This is a genomic window from Acinetobacter sp. ANC 4218 (assembly GCF_002135245.1).
Classification (GTDB): Bacteria; Pseudomonadota; Gammaproteobacteria; order Pseudomonadales; family Moraxellaceae; genus Acinetobacter.
The window spans coordinates 290,041-305,773 of the sequence record NZ_NEGD01000002.1; the positions used below are offsets into that span (position 1 = coordinate 290,041).

General features: G+C 43.0%; 20 protein-coding genes. 14 read left to right on the forward strand and 6 right to left on the reverse strand.

What is annotated here, in order from left to right; translation table 11 throughout:
* Position 1: 1 nt before the first annotated feature.
* From panB to yjgA, 5 genes are read left to right on the forward strand one after another with little or no spacing between them, the layout of a single operon-like run.
* Positions 2 to 811, forward strand: a complete 810-nt coding sequence (gene panB, locus B9T38_RS03035) for a 3-methyl-2-oxobutanoate hydroxymethyltransferase (protein WP_086195381.1) — start codon at positions 2 to 4, stop codon at positions 809 to 811.
* Between the two features lie 2 nt (positions 812 to 813).
* A complete protein-coding gene (gene panC / locus B9T38_RS03040; RefSeq protein ID WP_086195382.1) occupies positions 814 to 1,659 on the forward strand; it encodes a pantoate--beta-alanine ligase in 846 nt (281 codons plus the stop codon).
* A 26-nt stretch (positions 1,660 to 1,685) separates the two neighbouring features.
* Positions 1,686 to 2,537, forward strand: coding sequence for an RNase adapter RapZ (gene rapZ / locus B9T38_RS03045; RefSeq protein ID WP_086195383.1), 852 nt, complete (start codon positions 1,686 to 1,688; stop codon positions 2,535 to 2,537).
* Positions 2,534 to 2,803 carry an HPr family phosphocarrier protein gene (locus tag B9T38_RS03050; RefSeq protein WP_086195384.1) on the forward strand — a complete coding sequence of 90 codons (270 nt, stop codon included), beginning with the start codon at positions 2,534 to 2,536 and terminating at the stop codon, positions 2,801 to 2,803. The genes rapZ and B9T38_RS03050 overlap by 4 nt, the downstream gene beginning before the upstream one ends.
* A 2-nt stretch (positions 2,804 to 2,805) precedes the next feature.
* Positions 2,806 to 3,339, forward strand: coding sequence for a ribosome biogenesis factor YjgA (gene yjgA, locus B9T38_RS03055; protein ID WP_086195385.1), 534 nt, complete (start codon positions 2,806 to 2,808; stop codon positions 3,337 to 3,339).
* Between the two features lie 146 nt (positions 3,340 to 3,485).
* Here the strand turns inward: yjgA and B9T38_RS03060 are convergent, their stop codons facing one another.
* Positions 3,486 to 5,126, reverse strand: a complete 1,641-nt coding sequence (locus B9T38_RS03060) for an acyl-CoA synthetase (RefSeq protein WP_086195386.1) — start codon at positions 5,124 to 5,126, stop codon at positions 3,486 to 3,488.
* A 608-nt stretch (positions 5,127 to 5,734) separates the two neighbouring features.
* Between B9T38_RS03060 and B9T38_RS16710 the strand changes: the two genes are divergently transcribed.
* The 3 genes from B9T38_RS16710 to infC all read left to right on the forward strand — a co-directional run bounded on the left by B9T38_RS16710 (position 5,735) and on the right by infC (position 8,640).
* Positions 5,735 to 5,902, forward strand: a complete 168-nt coding sequence (locus tag B9T38_RS16710) for a hypothetical protein (RefSeq protein WP_171263151.1) — start codon at positions 5,735 to 5,737, stop codon at positions 5,900 to 5,902.
* Positions 5,903 to 6,160: 258 nt separating this feature from the next.
* A complete protein-coding gene (thrS, locus tag B9T38_RS03070; protein ID WP_086195387.1) occupies positions 6,161 to 8,083 on the forward strand; it encodes a threonine--tRNA ligase in 1,923 nt (640 codons plus the stop codon).
* Between the two features lie 5 nt (positions 8,084 to 8,088).
* On the forward strand, positions 8,089 to 8,640 hold the full coding sequence (gene infC / locus B9T38_RS03075) for a translation initiation factor IF-3 (protein ID WP_086195388.1): 552 nt from the start codon (positions 8,089 to 8,091) through the stop codon (positions 8,638 to 8,640).
* Between the two features lie 127 nt (positions 8,641 to 8,767).
* Here infC and B9T38_RS03080 read toward each other — a convergent pair whose 3' ends face one another.
* Positions 8,768 to 9,235 (reverse strand): Hsp20 family protein, encoded by a 468-nt coding sequence (locus B9T38_RS03080; protein WP_086195389.1) that lies wholly within the window; start codon positions 9,233 to 9,235, stop codon positions 8,768 to 8,770.
* Between the two features lie 315 nt (positions 9,236 to 9,550).
* On the opposite strand from B9T38_RS03080, the gene B9T38_RS03085 reads away from it, so the two are divergent.
* The 4 genes from B9T38_RS03085 to B9T38_RS03100 all read left to right on the forward strand — a co-directional run bounded on the left by B9T38_RS03085 (position 9,551) and on the right by B9T38_RS03100 (position 11,825).
* The gene (locus B9T38_RS03085) at positions 9,551 to 10,171 is read left to right on the forward strand and encodes a glutathione S-transferase N-terminal domain-containing protein (protein WP_086195390.1); all 621 of its coding nucleotides are present in this window, start codon (positions 9,551 to 9,553) and stop codon (positions 10,169 to 10,171) included.
* Positions 10,168 to 11,034, forward strand: coding sequence for a hypothetical protein (locus B9T38_RS03090; RefSeq protein ID WP_086195391.1), 867 nt, complete (start codon positions 10,168 to 10,170; stop codon positions 11,032 to 11,034). Before B9T38_RS03085 ends, B9T38_RS03090 begins: the two co-directional genes overlap by 4 nt.
* 65 nt (positions 11,035 to 11,099) lie before the next feature.
* Complete coding sequence (locus tag B9T38_RS03095; protein WP_086195392.1) at positions 11,100 to 11,384, forward strand: hypothetical protein; 285 nt, start codon at positions 11,100 to 11,102, stop codon at positions 11,382 to 11,384.
* Positions 11,385 to 11,399: 15 nt separating this feature from the next.
* On the forward strand, positions 11,400 to 11,825 hold the full coding sequence (locus tag B9T38_RS03100; RefSeq protein ID WP_086195393.1) for a YqaA family protein: 426 nt from the start codon (positions 11,400 to 11,402) through the stop codon (positions 11,823 to 11,825).
* A 38-nt stretch (positions 11,826 to 11,863) separates the two neighbouring features.
* Here the strand turns inward: B9T38_RS03100 and B9T38_RS03105 are convergent, their stop codons facing one another.
* Together B9T38_RS03105 and B9T38_RS03110 are read right to left on the reverse strand one after the other, a co-directional pair.
* Positions 11,864 to 12,604, reverse strand: coding sequence for a TonB family protein (locus B9T38_RS03105; RefSeq protein ID WP_086195394.1), 741 nt, complete (start codon positions 12,602 to 12,604; stop codon positions 11,864 to 11,866).
* A 103-nt stretch (positions 12,605 to 12,707) separates the two neighbouring features.
* The gene (locus tag B9T38_RS03110; protein WP_086195395.1) at positions 12,708 to 13,967 is read right to left on the reverse strand and encodes an MFS transporter; all 1,260 of its coding nucleotides are present in this window, start codon (positions 13,965 to 13,967) and stop codon (positions 12,708 to 12,710) included.
* 236 nt (positions 13,968 to 14,203) lie between these two features.
* Here B9T38_RS03110 and rpmI point away from each other — a divergent pair, with 236 nt between their 5' ends.
* Both rpmI and rplT read left to right on the forward strand, forming a co-directional pair.
* Positions 14,204 to 14,398, forward strand: a complete 195-nt coding sequence (rpmI, locus tag B9T38_RS03115) for a 50S ribosomal protein L35 (protein WP_004637967.1) — start codon at positions 14,204 to 14,206, stop codon at positions 14,396 to 14,398.
* Between the two features lie 12 nt (positions 14,399 to 14,410).
* Positions 14,411 to 14,770, forward strand: coding sequence for a 50S ribosomal protein L20 (rplT, locus tag B9T38_RS03120; RefSeq protein WP_004867327.1), 360 nt, complete (start codon positions 14,411 to 14,413; stop codon positions 14,768 to 14,770).
* Positions 14,771 to 14,899: 129 nt separating this feature from the next.
* On the opposite strand, the gene B9T38_RS03125 is transcribed toward rplT, so the two are convergent.
* Together B9T38_RS03125 and B9T38_RS03130 are read right to left on the reverse strand one after the other, a co-directional pair.
* Positions 14,900 to 15,265: a hypothetical protein gene (locus B9T38_RS03125; protein WP_086195396.1), complete on the reverse strand. Its 366-nt coding sequence runs from the start codon at positions 15,263 to 15,265 to the stop codon at positions 14,900 to 14,902.
* Positions 15,265 to 15,651 carry a hypothetical protein gene (locus tag B9T38_RS03130; protein WP_086195397.1) on the reverse strand — a complete coding sequence of 129 codons (387 nt, stop codon included), beginning with the start codon at positions 15,649 to 15,651 and terminating at the stop codon, positions 15,265 to 15,267. Before B9T38_RS03130 ends, B9T38_RS03125 begins: the two co-directional genes overlap by 1 nt.
* Positions 15,652 to 15,733: the final 82 nt, after the last annotated feature.

Genomic DNA, 15,733 nt, shown 5'->3' on the forward strand with positions numbered 1-15,733 from the left:
GATGATTAGTCTAAGTGACTTAAGAAAATTTAAAGCGCAAGGCCGCAAATTCTCCTGCCTGACTTGCTATGATGCAAGCATGGCGAAAGCAATGGAAGTTGCTGAAATTGATGCGATTCTGGTAGGTGATTCTTTAGGAATGACCATTCAGGGCTGTGATTCTACCCTGCCTGTGACGGTACAGGATATGGCTTATCACACCGCAGCTGTTCGCCGTGGTAACCAGCATGCCTTTATTCTGACTGATTTACCGTTTATGAGTTATGCCACCCTCAATGAGGCATTATCGAGTTCAAAAACAGTCATGCAAGCTGGTGCGCACATGGTGAAAATTGAAGGCGGTGCATGGCTGGCTGAAACCGTTCAGGTCTTGACCCGCAATGGTATTCCTGTATGTGTGCATTTGGGCCTAACTCCACAATCTGTGCATGTGTTTGGTGGCTATAAGGTTCAGGCGCGTACCCGTGAAGCTGCCGATCAGCTGATTGCCGATTGTAAGGCTGTGGTGGAAGCCGGTGCTGCGGTACTGCTACTGGAATGTGTTCCGGCGCAGGTGGGTAAGGAAATTAGTGAGTTGTTTCCACATACGCCTGTGATTGGCATTGGGGCGGGGGCAGATACGGACGGCCAAGTGCTGGTTGTACAGGACATGCTTGGACTGACCGGTGGTCATGTGGCCAAATTTGTCCGTAATTTTATGAAAGAACAGGCAGGGGAAACTGCAATTCTGGATGCTTTTAAAGCTTACCATGCAGCGGTACAAGATCAATCTTTTCCTGCTAAAGAACAAACTTTTCAAGTTGAGCTGTAAACATGAAAACAGAAACTACCATTCAGGGATTAAGCGCTTCACTGAGTCCAGCTCGATCGGCACGAAAAATTATCGGTTTTGTTCCGACCATGGGGAATTTGCATGAAGGGCATTTAAACCTGGTGCGTGAAGCAAAAAAAATCTGTGATGTTGTTGTGGTCAGTATTTTTGTCAATCCGATTCAATTTGGGCCTAATGAAGACTTTGACAGCTATCCGCGTACTTTGGAGCAGGATAGTCATTTGTTGGCAGATGTCGGCTGTGACATTATTTTTGCCCCTAGCGTTGAGCAAATGTATGGCAACAAGCCGCGTTTAACCAACATTAGCGTGTCTGAGATTACCAATGACTTATGCGGGTTGCAGCGTCCGGGTCATTTTGATGGCGTGGCGGTAGTGGTTACTAAACTGTTTAATATTGTGCAGCCAAATTTTGCTTTCTTCGGGCAAAAGGACTACCAGCAACTGGCGGTGATTCGTCAGTTTGTACGTGACCTGAATATTCCGCTAGAAGTGATTGGCGTGCCGATTACCCGTGCCAAAGATGGTTTGGCCCTTAGTTCACGTAATGGTTATTTGAGTGCAGAACACCGTGCCATTGCTCCGACCATTTACCAGAGTTTAACTGCTGCCGAGCAGGAATTGCACAGTGGGGTCAGCCTTGCGGACGTGCTAGAAAATATAAAGCAAAAGTTGACACAAGCTGGTTTTATTGTGGATTATGTGGAAGCACGCACTCCGGAATTACAAAAAATAGAAGCCTTTGATCAGGATGTGGTGCTGTTTGTTGCCGCTAAATTGGGCACCACCAGACTGATTGATAACTTGCTGGTTAAGCATACCGCATAGACTTCACTATTAAGGACAGCCTTGCCATGAAGCGTATTTTAATCGTCACAGGACAATCTGGATCGGGAAAATCATCTGCCCTGCAGGTGCTTGAAGATTTGGGCTATTACTGTATTGATAATTTACCGCTGGCATTGCTGCCGGAAATTGTGGAAAAGCTGGATCGTGACAATAATCTGGAACAGTTGGCGCTGGGCGTAGATGTACGCAGTACGCGTGCAGATTTGCAGGAATTTGATCATGTTTTTGAACAACTGCAGAAATCTGGTTCGGTGGATATCATTTATTTGACCACGCAAGATCAGGAACTGATTTCGCGTTTTAGTGCATCGCGGCGTCCGCATCCTTTAGCCGGTCGTTTTAAAAGCCTGATTGAATGTATACAGGAAGAAAAAACCTTATTGCTTCCGATACAGTTGCGTTCAACGGTACATATTGATACCACCGATAAAAGCGTACATGATCTGAAACATACCTTGTTGTCTAAACTTGGACAATCAGATAACCTTATTTTAATTTTACAATCATTTGGTTATAAACACGGTATTCCGCTTGATGCCGATTATGTCTTTGACGTACGTCATTTGCCGAATCCGCATTGGGATCTGGAATTGCGCAAATATTCAGGTTTGGATTTGCCTGTACAACAGTTTTTGCTGCAAAGTGAACAAACCAATGAAATGTTCCAAGACATTTATCATTTTTTAGATAAGTGGTTGCCTGCCTTTGCAGAAGGGCATCGTCACTATATGACGGTATCCATTGGCTGTACCGGCGGGCAGCATCGTTCAGTATATATCGTAGATAGACTCAAAAAAGCCCTTGAGGAAAAATGGTCTATCCAAGTCCTCCACAGAGAAATGAAGCACTGGTCATGATTGACACAACTGTTGACGTAATTAATAAACTAGGTTTACATGCGCGTGCGTCTGGAAAGCTAATCGAAGTTACCACCAAATTTCGTTCATCGATTCAAATTGGTAAAGGCAACAAATTAGTAGATGCAAAAAATATTATGTCTTTGCTGATGCTCGGTGCAGGCAAAGGCACAACTTTACGTTTAGTGCTTGAAGGTACAGATGAAGAACAGGCTTTATCTGAAATTCAGGCATTATTTGCAGCAAAATTTTACGAGGCAGATTAATCGTGGCACGTCGACCGAACCGTTTTACTGAAGATGACTTTGAAAGTTTAGAAGGGCGGGCGAGTAAAACCGAACAGAAAAAAGCAGTTCAGCGTATGGCTGCTTTAGGTGAGCAACTGGCTCAGTTGAGTATCAAACAAATTAAAAACCTTCCGGTGGAAGAACGTTTGATTGATGCTTTACTGGATGTGCAAACCATTACTTCACATGAAGCACGTCGCCGTCAGTTTCAGCGTGTAGGAAAATTATTGCGTAATGAAGATGAAACCATGATTTTGTCTTACCTTACTCCACAGCAAGGCGCGAAAAAAACTGCGCAGTTGCAACGTTGGGTCGATCGTATGATCGCGCAAGGTGATCCGGTGATTAAAGAATTCATGAAAGCGCATAATGCTGCCGAGCATCATGCGATTCGTCAGCATATTTTGCGTATCCATCGTGATATCAAAAATCAGGTGACGGAAGAAGAGCTGGCTGCATCCAAGTTAAAACTGTTCAACTATATTCAGCAAGTGGCTTTGATTTCAGATAACTGACTTTCTTATTTCTATACTCAAACTAAAAAAGCGACTCATGAAGTCGCTTTTTTATGCCTTAAGATTGCTCTCTTGCGCTTTGCGACAATGCACTGCTTTGTCGCTTGCTCAGGGAGAGAGTTAGAGAGAGGGCTAGTGAGGGAGAGTTACTGAAACTCGCCTGTAGCACGTTCTTTGGCCCAGTCACGCAAAATGAATTTTTGCAGTTTGCCTGTAGATGTCTTTGGAATTTCGGTAATCACCACATCTTTAGGTACTTTAAAACGGGCCAAATGCTGTTTACAGTATTCAATCAGTTCTTCAGCTGTTGCAGTTTTACCTTGTTTGAGTTCCACAAAGGCACATGGAACTTCCTGCCAGCGTGGATCCGGTTTTGCCACTACCGCTGCCGTCAGGACTGCTGGGTGCTGATACAGCACCTCTTCCACTTCGAGCGAGGAAATATTTTCACCACCGGAAATAATCACATCTTTAGAGCGGTCGGTAATTTTGGCATAGCCATCCGGTTGGCAAACGGCAAGGTCACCGGTATGGAACCAGCCACCAGCAAAGGCTTCGGCGGTTGCTTCAGGATTCTTTAAATAGCCTTTCATGACGATATTGCCGCGGAACATGATCTCGCCCATGGTTTTACCATCATGCGGCACTTCGTGCATGGTCTCCGGATCAAGTACTTTCATGCCATCTTGCAGTGGATATGGAACTCCTTGACGAGAGTGCAAGTGTGCCTGTTCCTGAATCGACAGGTCGCTCCAGCCCGCTTGTGATGCACACAGTGCAGAAGGGCCGTAAGTTTCAGTTAAACCATAGACGTGAGTGACATTAATGCCAATATTACGCATGCCTTCAATAATCGCCGCAGGAGGCGCGGCACCGGCCACCATCACTTCAACACGGTGATCAATCTGGGTCTTTTTCTCTTCAGGGGTATTGATCAGCATCGACAGGACAATCGGTGCACCACAGAAGTAGTCGACTTTATGTTCGGCAATCAATTTGAAAATCTGTTCTGCATCAACTTTGCGCAAGCAGACGTTGGTCCCGCCATTGGCAGCCATGGTCCAGGCAAAGCACCAGCCATTGCAGTGAAACAATGGCAGGGTCCATAAATAGGTCGCGCGAGGCATCATGCCGCAAGCAATGATGTTACTGGCTGCATTAATGTAGGCCCCGCGGTGATGATAGACCACGCCTTTCGGGTTCCCCGTGGTGCCCGAGGTGTAGCTTAAGCTGATGGCATCCCATTCATCTGTGGGTAAATGCCACTCAAAATTGGTATCACCTTGTGCAATCCAGTCTTCATATTCAATCTGGCCAATACGGGTATCTTCACCCTCATATTCTTCATCGGCGACATCAATGACATAGATTTCTTGCGGGATCAGCGCCAAGGCTTCTGTAGCAAGCTGGCTGAATTCGGGGTCAACCAGCAATACCTTGCTTTCGGCGTGTTCCAGCATGAAGGCAACTGTTTTAGCATCCAGACGGGTATTTAAGGTATTCAGTACGGCACCTGCCATTGGTATGGCAAAATGTGCTTCAATCATTGCCGGCACATTAGGCAGCAGTACCGAAACGGTATCATTTTTACCGATCCCGAGTTTTTGGAGTTGGTGGGCAAACTGGCGGCAACGATTATATTTTTCACGCCAGGTAATACGACGTTTACCATGAATAATTGCATTTTGATTCGGGTAAATATAAGCAGCCCGATCCAGATAGCGTAAAGGTGACAACGCTACAAAATTTGCGGGGGTACGCGGTAATTCATCATATGCGCTAACCATGTTAAAACTCCATTCTATATTTGTTTTCATATCCTTTTGAAAAAGATATGCATTTATCAGAAATCTTGCAGTTATGCTTTAGTCGAGTGCTATTTTATAATTTTTAACATATTGAAAATTAAAAAATTATTTTATGGGGTGGATTTTTTTTGAACGCATGGGTTCCCATATTTGCTTTTTTAGGTATTTTACTCTAAATGGGCAATTTAAATAACATTAGCCAGGGAATAATAATGAAAATACAACAGGCGGATAAAGGATGGCGTAATTGGTCTGGAAGCCAGCAGGCACATCCATAAATTTTTCAACCTCAGCATGTCAATGAATTACAAAAATGAGTCAAATTCTATGGTCATATTCCTGTCGTTGGTGCAAGGCATTCATTTAGTGTGTTGGCCAAGACGGATGAAACTTTGCTTAATCTCGATCAGTTCAAAGGCGTGCTGGCCTTTGATGAAGATAAAAGTCAATGCACAGTTTAAGCGGGTACACGCTTATATGACTTAGGGAAATATGTTGTTCCGATCAATCAGTCTTTAGCCAATCAGGGGGATATTGACCAGCAAAGTCTGGCTGAACTGCAAGGTGCCTTATGGATAGCTACACCCATGTTAAAAGTTTTGCACTATAGCCAGTTACCTGATCTGGAACTGCTGCTGGTGCCGAAATCCTGTGAGATTGACCGGGCTGATTATGTGTTTTTAAGACCCACCCAGAGCGAAGCTGTGATTCCGCAATTTGCTCCGCTTTCTGCCTATGCTCAGTGCAAGTTCTAAGCATGGGATAACTTTAGAGCATAAAAAGGGAAGTGAAAATTCCTTGATTGAGCTAGAGCTAAGGCATTGGCAAATAAATTCAAAATGTGCCAAATTGCGAATTTTATAGGTGAAAAGGTTTAATCCTGTGGATAAGACGTGTAAAATTCGAATCGATTTTTATTTATCCACCGTTTTTATCTTTTGAGGTTCTGCCTCGATCATAATCTCGCGGTGACATGCCCTATGGTACGGGGCATCACTCCTTAAGGATTTTTTATGCCAATTATCACTTTGCCAAATGGCGATCAAAAACAGTTTGATCAAGCCGTATCTGTGATGGACGTTGCACTGAGCATTGGTCCGGGTCTTGCAAAAAATACAGTTGCGGGTCGCGTAAACGACCGTTTGGTTGATGCGTCTGATCTCATCACTGAAGATGCAACCTTACAAATTATCACGCCTAAAGATGAAGATGGTATTCACATCATTCGTCACTCTTGTGCGCACCTGGTCGGCCATGCAGTTAAGCAATTGTTCCCCGAAGCAAAGATGGTGATTGGCCCGGTCATTGAAGAAGGTTTCTACTATGACATCTGGATGCCACGTCCGTTTACTTTAGATGACTTGGCGGCGATTGAAGAGCGTATGAAAAAGCTCATCGACCAAGACTATGATGTCATCAAAAAAATGACCCCACGCGATGAAGTGATTGCAGAATTCACTGTGCGTGGCGAAGAATACAAACTCCGCTTGATTGAAGACATGCCTGAAGAAACGCAAATGGGCTTGTACTACCATCAAGACTATCTGGATATGTGCCGTGGTCCGCACGTACCGAATACCAAATTCTTAAAATCGTTCAAGCTGACTAAAATCTCTGGTGCTTACTGGCGCGGTGATGCGAAGAATGAACAGCTGCAACGTATTTACGGTACAGCATGGGCGGATAAAAAACAGCTTGCGGCTTATGTAAAACGTATTGAAGAAGCAGAAAAACGCGATCACCGGAAAATCGGTAAAGCTTTAGACTTGTTCCATATGCAGGAAGAAGCACCGGGTATGGTGTTCTGGCATCCGAATGGCTGGACCATTTACCAGGTACTGGAACAGTACATGCGTAAAGTTCAGCAAGATAATGGTTATCTTGAGATTCGTACCCCGCAAGTGGTGGACTTCACGCTTTGGGAAAAATCGGGTCATGCGGCAAACTATGCAGACAACATGTTTACGACTCATTCAGAGAACCGTAACTATGCGGTTAAACCAATGAACTGTCCATGTCACGTACAGGTATTCAACCAGGGGTTGAAATCTTACCGTGATCTTCCGATCCGTCTGGCTGAGTTTGGTTCGTGTCACCGTAACGAGCCATCAGGTTCATTACACGGCATTATGCGTGTTCGTGGCTTTACCCAAGATGATGCACACATTTTCTGTACCAAAGAACAGATTGGAACTGAAGTTGCAGATTTCATTAAATTGACTTTAGATGTGTACAAAGACTTCGGTTTTGAAGACGTTCAAATGAAACTCTCTACACGTCCGGAAAAACGTGTCGGTGATGACAAACTTTGGGACATGGCGGAAAAATCTTTGGCTGATGCTTTAGATGCTGCTGGTCTGGAATGGGAACTGCAACCGGGTGAAGGCGCATTCTACGGTCCTAAGATCGAATTCTCATTGAAAGACTGCCTAGGTCGTGTATGGCAGTGCGGTACCATTCAGTGTGACTTCAACCTGCCAGAGCGTCTGGATGCATCTTACGTAACAGAAGATAACGACCGTGATCAGCCTGTTATGTTACATCGTGCAATTCTTGGTAGTTTCGAGCGTTTTATTGGTATACTGATTGAACACTACGCAGGCTTTATGCCACCTTGGTTGGCACCTACACAAGCGTGCGTGATGAACATTACCGATTCTCAAGCGGAAGCATGTGAGTCAGTCGTCGCTAAACTTAAAGAAAACGGTATTCGTGCCATTTCCGACTTGAGAAATGAGAAAATCGGCTTTAAGATTCGTGAACGTACTTTAGAGCGTATTCCTTACTTACTGGTACTTGGCGACCGTGAAGTAGAGGAAGGTACAGTGAATGTGCGTACCCGCTCAGGAAAAAATTTGGGTACTATGTCAATCGATGCTTTCGTTGACCTAGTAAAAGCAGCCGTTGCCGAACGCGGCCGGTATATTGTGGAGTAAAAGCGATTAAACAGCCTGACCGTAATCAACAGGGCGGTAACAAATCAAACCGTCCTGCTTTGAATGATGAAATTCGTGCAAAAGAAGTCCGTCTTGTAGACGAAAATGGCGAGCAAAAAGGCATCGTAAGCTTAAATGATGCTTTACGTGCAGCTGAAGCTGTCGATCTTGACCTGGTTGAGATTGTTGCAAATGCTGAGCCACCCGTGTGTAAAATCATGGACTTCAACAAGCATTTGTTTGATCTGAAACAAAAGCAGAAAGAAGCGAAGAAAAAACAGCATCAAGTACAGGTGAAAGAAATCAAGCTCCGCCCTGCGACTGATGTTGGTGATTACAACGTAAAATTACGTGCCATTATCAAGTTCCTTGAAGAAGGCAACAAGGTAAAAATCACTTTACGCTTCCGTGGTCGTGAAATGGCTCACCAACAGTTGGGTCTGGCTCAATTGCAAAAAGTTGAAGCAGATGTGGCTGAATTCGGTGTAGTTGAACAAGCACCAAAAATGGAAGGTCGTCAAATGGGTATGCTACTTGGTCCTAAAAAGAAAAAGTAAGCCTCTATTGATGAAGAAAGCCCTGCAAAAGCAGGGCTTTTTTATAGCGATGATTTTTTGAATCGGTTTTTTAAGAGATCGTTTCAATTATTTAAAAGACCAGTCATTGACCAGTCTTTTGGGGGTGTTATTTTGTTGTTTCCTGTTGAGGTGACGCAAGTTTTTCCGTGGTTTTGCTGCCAATCGGAATCTGGCGAGGTAATTTTTCTTCTGGAACATTGCGCTGTAAGTCGATTTTTAACAAACCGTTTGCAAAGTCAGCTTGTTGTACTTCTACATGTTCATCCAGACGTAAAGACAGTTTAAAGGAACGGTGGGCGATACCTTTGTGTAAAAATTCTACCGTAGTATCCGATTTTTCTTCAACCGCTTTGCCGCTAATGGTCAGAACTTGATTTTCCAGGTTGATCTCGAGTTGGTCTTCGTTAAATCCAGCTGCAGAGACGACAATGCGGTAATTATTATCGCCGGTTTTTTCAATATTGTAATGTGGATAATTCGGTGTTTCACTTTGCATTGCGTAGTCAAACAGGTCATTAAAACGGTCAAAACCGATGCTACGTCGGAACAGTGGGGTAAGACTGGAATTGCTCATGGATAGAACCTCCGGTTCTCAGAACAGTTATAGAAGCATGATGATAATTCTGTAATGGATGGCATAAGTAATGTGAAGCAATATCCTGAATGGATGATTGCTTCATGTCTAATATAAGATTGGGTGGAGGCTTTTCAAGCATCAATATGTAACAACATCCGGGGCTGATTTTTGCCTGAAAATAATGCTTTATATTTAGTGGTTTTACTGATGAATCTATAATTAAATATGCGGATGTATGGTACTAAATCATGCTATAACTGGAATAAATTTTAAGCATGTCATGTAAAACGAAAAAGGCAAAAGGTAGGAAACATGATTGATCTCTATTATTGGGGAACACCCAATGGTCATAAAATTACAATAGCATTAGAAGAAATGGGTTTGGAATACCAAATTTTCCCCATCAATATTTTAGAAAATGATCAGTTTCAGCCTGACTTTTTACGTATTTCACCTAACAATAAAATTCCCGCGATTGTGGATCAGGACGGACCGCGTGGTGAAGCCATTTCAGTATTTGAGTCTGGGGCAATTTTGCAGTATTTGGGCCGTAAAACCGGATTGTATTATCCAGTAGATGAGCAACAGCGCGTTGAAGTCGAGCAATGGCTGATGTGGCAAATGGGTGGTTTCGGGCCGATGCTGGGGCAAAACCATCATTTTGGCCGCTTTGCACCGGAAAAAATTCCCTATGCCATAGACCGTTATGTCAATGAAACCAAGCGTCTGTATGGTGTGCTGAATAAGCAGCTGATGGGGCAAAAGTATGTGGCGGGCGAGTATTCGATTGCCGATATGGCGATTTTACCGTGGATACTACGCCATGAATGGCAGCAAATTCAGCTTGAAGATTATCCTTATGTGAAAGAATATGTAGATCACCTGACTGCACGTCCTGCTATTCAGAAAGCATTGTCGATTAAAGTACAATGAACATTGATATAAATGAGCTTTTTGAAATTGAAAAGAAATTAATCAAACAGAAAGTATCTTTTCATAATAGAGCGGATAGATTTGCAACAGCAATCTATCCGAAATTATATAAGCGAAAATGTATTGATTCATTAGGTGATCCGCAGTATTTGGCCTTGCAAGTATACTATAGAGAAAAATTTCCACAGGGCGCTTTGGGGTGGAAACCTAAAATTACTGGTTTTGTTGCTAGTTTAGATCGCGTTAAAAAATTCGAATTTTATGCATTTGACGGATTCCCTGTCATAGATCCTGAAGAATTATTGAAATTTAAAGATATCTCTGAATTTGAGGCTTTTTATTTCCGAGATGATGAAATTTATGAAGAAATAATTTTGAGTGTTGATCACTTTATCTATTTTGGATTGATTTCATTGCAGGGGAAAAAAGCAAGTGGATTAGAAGGTACATTATGGAGTGAGGCTAGAAATCATCTTGAGCTTGTGACATATGGTCTTATAAATAATTTTGAAAATAATACGATATTTCAAAACATACATTTGTTGGCTGAATTAACAATTAAGGCGGTTTTGCTACATAATGGTATAGAGGAAAAAATACTCAGTGATAAAGATAGAGCAGGCCATAATCTAAAAAAGCTTATTCAACTTTTACCTTTTGCTGATGAAAAACAAAAAGATTCTTTAAAAAAATATATTATTGGTTTTCCTAATTTTGCTAAATCTAGATACTATGCAATAGATAACGAATTTTTAGAAATAGTTGATTTTGCTTTAAGAGCAAGAAGTTTTATCATGGAAGTAATCAAATTTACTCGTTATTACGAACAAAAGCCTCCTCGTTTCATAATCAAGCGGAAGTAAGTTATAGTGGTATCAATTGTTAAATAAACCACCCATGCGGTGGTTTTTTACTGGATCAGCATCTTATGAAAGCATTCTTTTTAAATTCAACGCGTATTCTGGAACACAATGCCAAAATCTATTGGAGCATTATCTTTGGTATAGCGGCTTGTTTGATTCTTTTTATTGCCGAAGCCGTGCACATCCAGAATTTTATGGCGACTTTAAATACGCAGGACCAGAATGCTTTATACGCAGCCATCCAGCCTTTGACGCAGCGTTATAGCTATAGCCGTTATCTGATTCTTGTTCTGGCTTTGCTTTGGACAGTTTATGAATACACCTCAACCAAGAAAAAACTCGGGCTTTAAAACGGTAGCAGCCTGATGCCGGCTTACCTGTTACTGTTTATTTCTGCCTTTGGTGCGGCAACTTTATTGCCTTTGCAATCCGAAGCGGTTTTATTGGCTTTTTTGGCGGAGGGCAGTCATTCAGTTCCTTGGCTACTGTTTGTTGCAAGCTTGGGAAATATTTTGGGATCCTGCGTGAACTGGTGGCTCGGTTTTAAGATTGAACGTTACAAAGACAAAAAATGGTTTCCTGTTTCACAGCAGCAAATGGTGAAAGCACAGGCGAAGTATCACAAATATGGCTACTGGTCATTATTGTTGAGTTGGGTGCCCATCATTGGCGATCCCATTACCCTTATTGCCGGTCTGCTAAAAGAAAATTTTGCCCGATTTTTATTGATGGTTGCAATTGCTAAAATAGGGCGCTACTTGTTTATCTATCTGGCTTTTAGCCTGTTTTAAAAAAACGAGATGCTTTTGCATCTCGTTTTTAATTTTGCTTATTCACAGTGATTTAGGTTGAACTTAATTTCATCTTTAAAGCTGGATTTTTTATACATCCATAAAGTGCTGGCCGTGCGCTTTACATTAATTTGGCTATTTGATACGGCTTGAACAACTTTCTGGTCTAAAGCATAAATCCCCGAGCCCTGAGTAACTTTGACCTTTTTCACCTCACCGTGTTTATTCACTTTAAAGTTAAATTTAACCGCGCGATTGTGGCCGTTGAGCAATTCAGAATCGATGTCTAGCTGTGGCTGGGTACGGTATGAAAAAGGTGTTTTTCTATTCTGCTGTTGAGCTTGCCAATTTTTCGATTCAAACTGATAGGGACAGGCGTCAACATCCTCTTGGTCTAACTTTAAACTAAAGGTTTGATAGCCAATGAGAGGTGTTGCCGTGTCATTTTCGATATGGGGTTTGACATGTGCTTCACGCACGGCTTGAACCAACAGGTTATCCAGATGGCTTAAGCCGGTACTTTCCTGTACGCTGGCCTTGATGACATTACCGGTTTCATCTGCATAAATGCGAATAATGGCACTGCGGTTTTGCTCTTTTAAATCTTCATTTTTATAGTCTGGACGCGGGAATTTGGTCCACTGAATGCGTGTGGTCAAATGCGCGGGAAGGGCTGCGCTTTTCTGAACGGCAAGCTGTTTGGTTGCTTTAGATTCAGCACTGTAAACAGTACTGAAGGGTACACACATGAGTAGAGAAAAACACAGTATTTGCTTCATAAATATTTATTTCTTAGTCAAACCAGATGTTGCAGTGGTAGCGGAGTATTATGAGTGCGCAGTATTTCCTGAATTGGAAATACTGGCAAGTCTAAAAACTAAATTAATGTTCATGATCATGCACTTTGGTAATGTCGACGCCAAATAAATCATGGGTTTTTGCCCAGCTCAACGCTACTACTACCATGGTCATACAGCCTCCAAAGACGGTTGCAATGATGGTGCCCATATATTTGGCGGCTAAGCCGGATTCAAAAGCGCCAAGTTCATTACTGGATGAGACAAACATGCCATTCACCGCGGCGACACGGCCACGCATATTTTCTGGCGGATAAATTTGCAGAATGGTCTGGCGAATGACCACTGAAATACTGTCACAGGCACCAGTCATGGCCAAAGCGAACAGCGATAGCCACAGGTTATTCGAGAAGGCAAACAGCAGGGTAAATAGGCCAAATCCGGCAACGGCGAGCAACATATTACGCCAGGCATTTTGGGTTGGTGGAAATTTGGTTAAGGCAATCATGGTGATGAGAGCACCAATCGATGGCGCTGCACGCAAGTAACCCAAACCTTCAGGCCCGACTTTTAAAATATCTTCAGCAAAGATCGGCAGTAAGGCAATGACCCCGCCAAACAGCACCGAAACCAGATCCAGCGAAATCGCCCAGAGTACGATTTTGGTTTTCCAGATAAAGCGGAAACCATCTCCCAAACTTTCCAGCAGGTTGTTAGTTTCAATTTTGGGAAAACTCCGCTTTTTTAGCAGGTTAATCAGGATAAAGCAGACGGACAATAATCCGGTTACCGCCCATAAACTGTTTTCACGACCTAAAAAAGCCAGCATAAAACCGCCCAGCATGGGACCAATAATCACGCCACTTTGCCAGCCGATGGTGGTCCAGGTGGCACCATTGGCATAGAGCTCGCGTGGAATCAGGAAAGGTTTTAATGATGTGGCGGAGGGATTATAAAAACCGCGAATTGTACCCAAACCAAAAATAACCGCGTATATGCCCCAGGACAGTGTAGTCACGTCGATCTGTCCTAGGCCATAGGCATGGAATAGCCACCATAGAACCACAGGCAAGGGCACGGCAAAAAACAGGCAGATTTTCATGATGGTCTGTTTGTTAAAGCGGTCGGCAAAATAACCGCCCCACAAGGACAAGGCAATAAAAGGGATGGCTTCGGCCAGACCAATTAAACCCAGTGTTAAAGGATCTTTGGTAATCTGATACAGTGAATACGCGACAATAATTTCTTGAATTAAAATGGCGAGCGTCAGGCAGAACTGGTTCATCGTGACAATGGAAAAGTCACGATAACGCAGGGCGGCAAAAGCATCCTGTGCAGGGTTCATAGCAGTCCAGTATTCTTATGGGCTGATAATTATAATGCTGAATAGTGGATTTATTAATAAAAACATCCCGCTTTTGATAGTGAAAATAAGACTAAGAGAATCTGATCATTGGTGTGCAATTTTCAGTATCTCTGCTTTTGTTTTGAGCAAAGATGCTTTAGAATATTCCCTCCCTTACCTGCAGGTCGTTTTTGCAATGGTGCAGACGTGCTGAACAGGTGTTTAAAGAGGTTGTTATGGCTAAGTTAAAAACTCGCCGTGGTGCAGCTAAACGTTTCAAAGCGACTGCTAACGGTTTCAAGCGTAAACAAGCGTTCAAACGCCACATTTTGACCAAAAAATCTGCTAAACGTATCCGTCAATTGCGCGGCTGTGTGATGGTTCACGTAAGTGACGTTGCTTCAGTTCGTGCTATGTGCCCATACATCTAAGGAGATTTATAAATGGCTCGTGTAAAACGTGGTGTACAGGCTCATCGCCGTCATAAAAAAATTCTTGCTCGTGCTAAAGGTTACTATGGCGCTCGCTCACGCGTTTACCGCGTTGCGTTCCAAGCAGTAATCAAAGCAGGTCAATACGCTTACCGTGACCGTCGTCAAAAGAAACGTCAATTCCGCGCTTTGTGGATTGCACGTATCAACGCTGGTGCTCGTCAAAATGGTTTGTCGTACAGCCGTATGATCGATGGCTTGAAAAAAGCTCAAGTGATCATCGACCGTCGCGTACTTGCTGACATCGCTATGCATGACGCAGTTGCATTTGCTGCTTTAGCTGAAAAAGCTAAAGGCGCATTAGCTGCTTAATCATCTCTCGATGATTGAAAAAGACCGCTTTTTAGCGGTCTTTTTTATTTTGGCTTTTTAAAATACATCCAATATGGATTTCGGCTTATTTAAGGGTGTGAAATACACGAGAAGCTAATTCAGTTCAATCTAATCAAACTTGCGCTTTGGAAAGCCCGATAATATAAATAGGCCAATAGCAGCAAAGCCAATCGCCTGAATGGCGAGCATCAGCTTATGCTGGGTAGGCAATGCAGAAATTAAGGTAATGAATGCCATCAGCGGCATGATGAACACAAGAATCTCAAAACCTTTCTTATAAGGGTTATTTGCTGCAATTTTTAAGCTTAATGCTCTTAATACATGTATGCTCAGACCGATACCTACACTTATTCCTGTCAAGATGGGGGAAAGTCGCTGTACCGTAGAGCAGAGATAAATGATCACACAGGTTGCAATACAGACCATCAGTTTCAGCTCGCGGCTACTTCTGTCGGAATACCAGAACTCCAGCATTATTTTTGCTCATCCAAGGGGGCATTTTTATTCAATAAAGACAAGGGTGAAAATAGGCAAATGGCCAAAGCCATAAAACCGATGCCTTGGGCACCGGGGATGAGAATTTCACCATTCTGCATATGCATGAAAATCAGGGCCAGCAGCAAGGCAAGCGGAATCCAGACCAAGAGTCGATAGAACAGGCCGGTCGGATTTTTAGCAGCAAAATGAATTTTACAGTAACGGCAAATCAGGAAAATAATACCTGTACCCATGAACATCAGGATAGCATCCGGTTTTAAAGGTTCCATCCAGTACAGTCCGCCCGTGGCAATTGCGATGACCACAAAGATCAGCAGTTTATGAAGAATGGAAGCTTTAGGATTGAACCAAAATTCGAGCATGTTTTTCTATTGGATGAATAAGAACTAAGGGCACTTTAGCATACGAGTGAGAGGGAAGCACAGATTCAACCTACTTGTAGAT

Excerpts from the sequence above, each read along its gene's own strand:
- B9T38_RS03125 (WP_086195396.1), bottom strand. The coding sequence starts at position 15,265 with ATGCTGGAGTTCTGGTATTCCGACAGAAGTAGCCGCGAGCTGAAACTG.
- B9T38_RS03100 (WP_086195393.1), top strand. The coding sequence starts at position 11,400 with ATGCCGGCTTACCTGTTACTGTTTATTTCTGCCTTTGGTGCGGCAACT.
- B9T38_RS03090 (WP_086195391.1), top strand. The coding sequence starts at position 10,168 with ATGAACATTGATATAAATGAGCTTTTTGAAATTGAAAAGAAATTAATC.
- B9T38_RS03130 (WP_086195397.1), bottom strand. The coding sequence starts at position 15,651 with ATGCTCGAATTTTGGTTCAATCCTAAAGCTTCCATTCTTCATAAACTG.
- B9T38_RS03085 (WP_086195390.1), top strand. The coding sequence starts at position 9,551 with ATGATTGATCTCTATTATTGGGGAACACCCAATGGTCATAAAATTACA.
- B9T38_RS03110 (WP_086195395.1), bottom strand. The coding sequence starts at position 13,967 with ATGAACCCTGCACAGGATGCTTTTGCCGCCCTGCGTTATCGTGACTTT.
- B9T38_RS03095 (WP_086195392.1), top strand. The coding sequence starts at position 11,100 with ATGAAAGCATTCTTTTTAAATTCAACGCGTATTCTGGAACACAATGCC.
- panB (WP_086195381.1), top strand. The coding sequence starts at position 2 with ATGATTAGTCTAAGTGACTTAAGAAAATTTAAAGCGCAAGGCCGCAAA.
- rapZ (WP_086195383.1), top strand. The coding sequence starts at position 1,686 with ATGAAGCGTATTTTAATCGTCACAGGACAATCTGGATCGGGAAAATCA.
- B9T38_RS03060 (WP_086195386.1), bottom strand. The coding sequence starts at position 5,126 with ATGGTTAGCGCATATGATGAATTACCGCGTACCCCCGCAAATTTTGTA.
- B9T38_RS16710 (WP_171263151.1), top strand. The coding sequence starts at position 5,735 with ATGTTAAAAGTTTTGCACTATAGCCAGTTACCTGATCTGGAACTGCTG.
- B9T38_RS03050 (WP_086195384.1), top strand. The coding sequence starts at position 2,534 with ATGATTGACACAACTGTTGACGTAATTAATAAACTAGGTTTACATGCG.
- rplT (WP_004867327.1), top strand. The coding sequence starts at position 14,411 with ATGGCTCGTGTAAAACGTGGTGTACAGGCTCATCGCCGTCATAAAAAA.
- B9T38_RS03105 (WP_086195394.1), bottom strand. The coding sequence starts at position 12,604 with ATGAAGCAAATACTGTGTTTTTCTCTACTCATGTGTGTACCCTTCAGT.
- rpmI (WP_004637967.1), top strand. The coding sequence starts at position 14,204 with ATGGCTAAGTTAAAAACTCGCCGTGGTGCAGCTAAACGTTTCAAAGCG.
- panC (WP_086195382.1), top strand. The coding sequence starts at position 814 with ATGAAAACAGAAACTACCATTCAGGGATTAAGCGCTTCACTGAGTCCA.
- thrS (WP_086195387.1), top strand. The coding sequence starts at position 6,161 with ATGCCAATTATCACTTTGCCAAATGGCGATCAAAAACAGTTTGATCAA.
- B9T38_RS03080 (WP_086195389.1), bottom strand. The coding sequence starts at position 9,235 with ATGAGCAATTCCAGTCTTACCCCACTGTTCCGACGTAGCATCGGTTTT.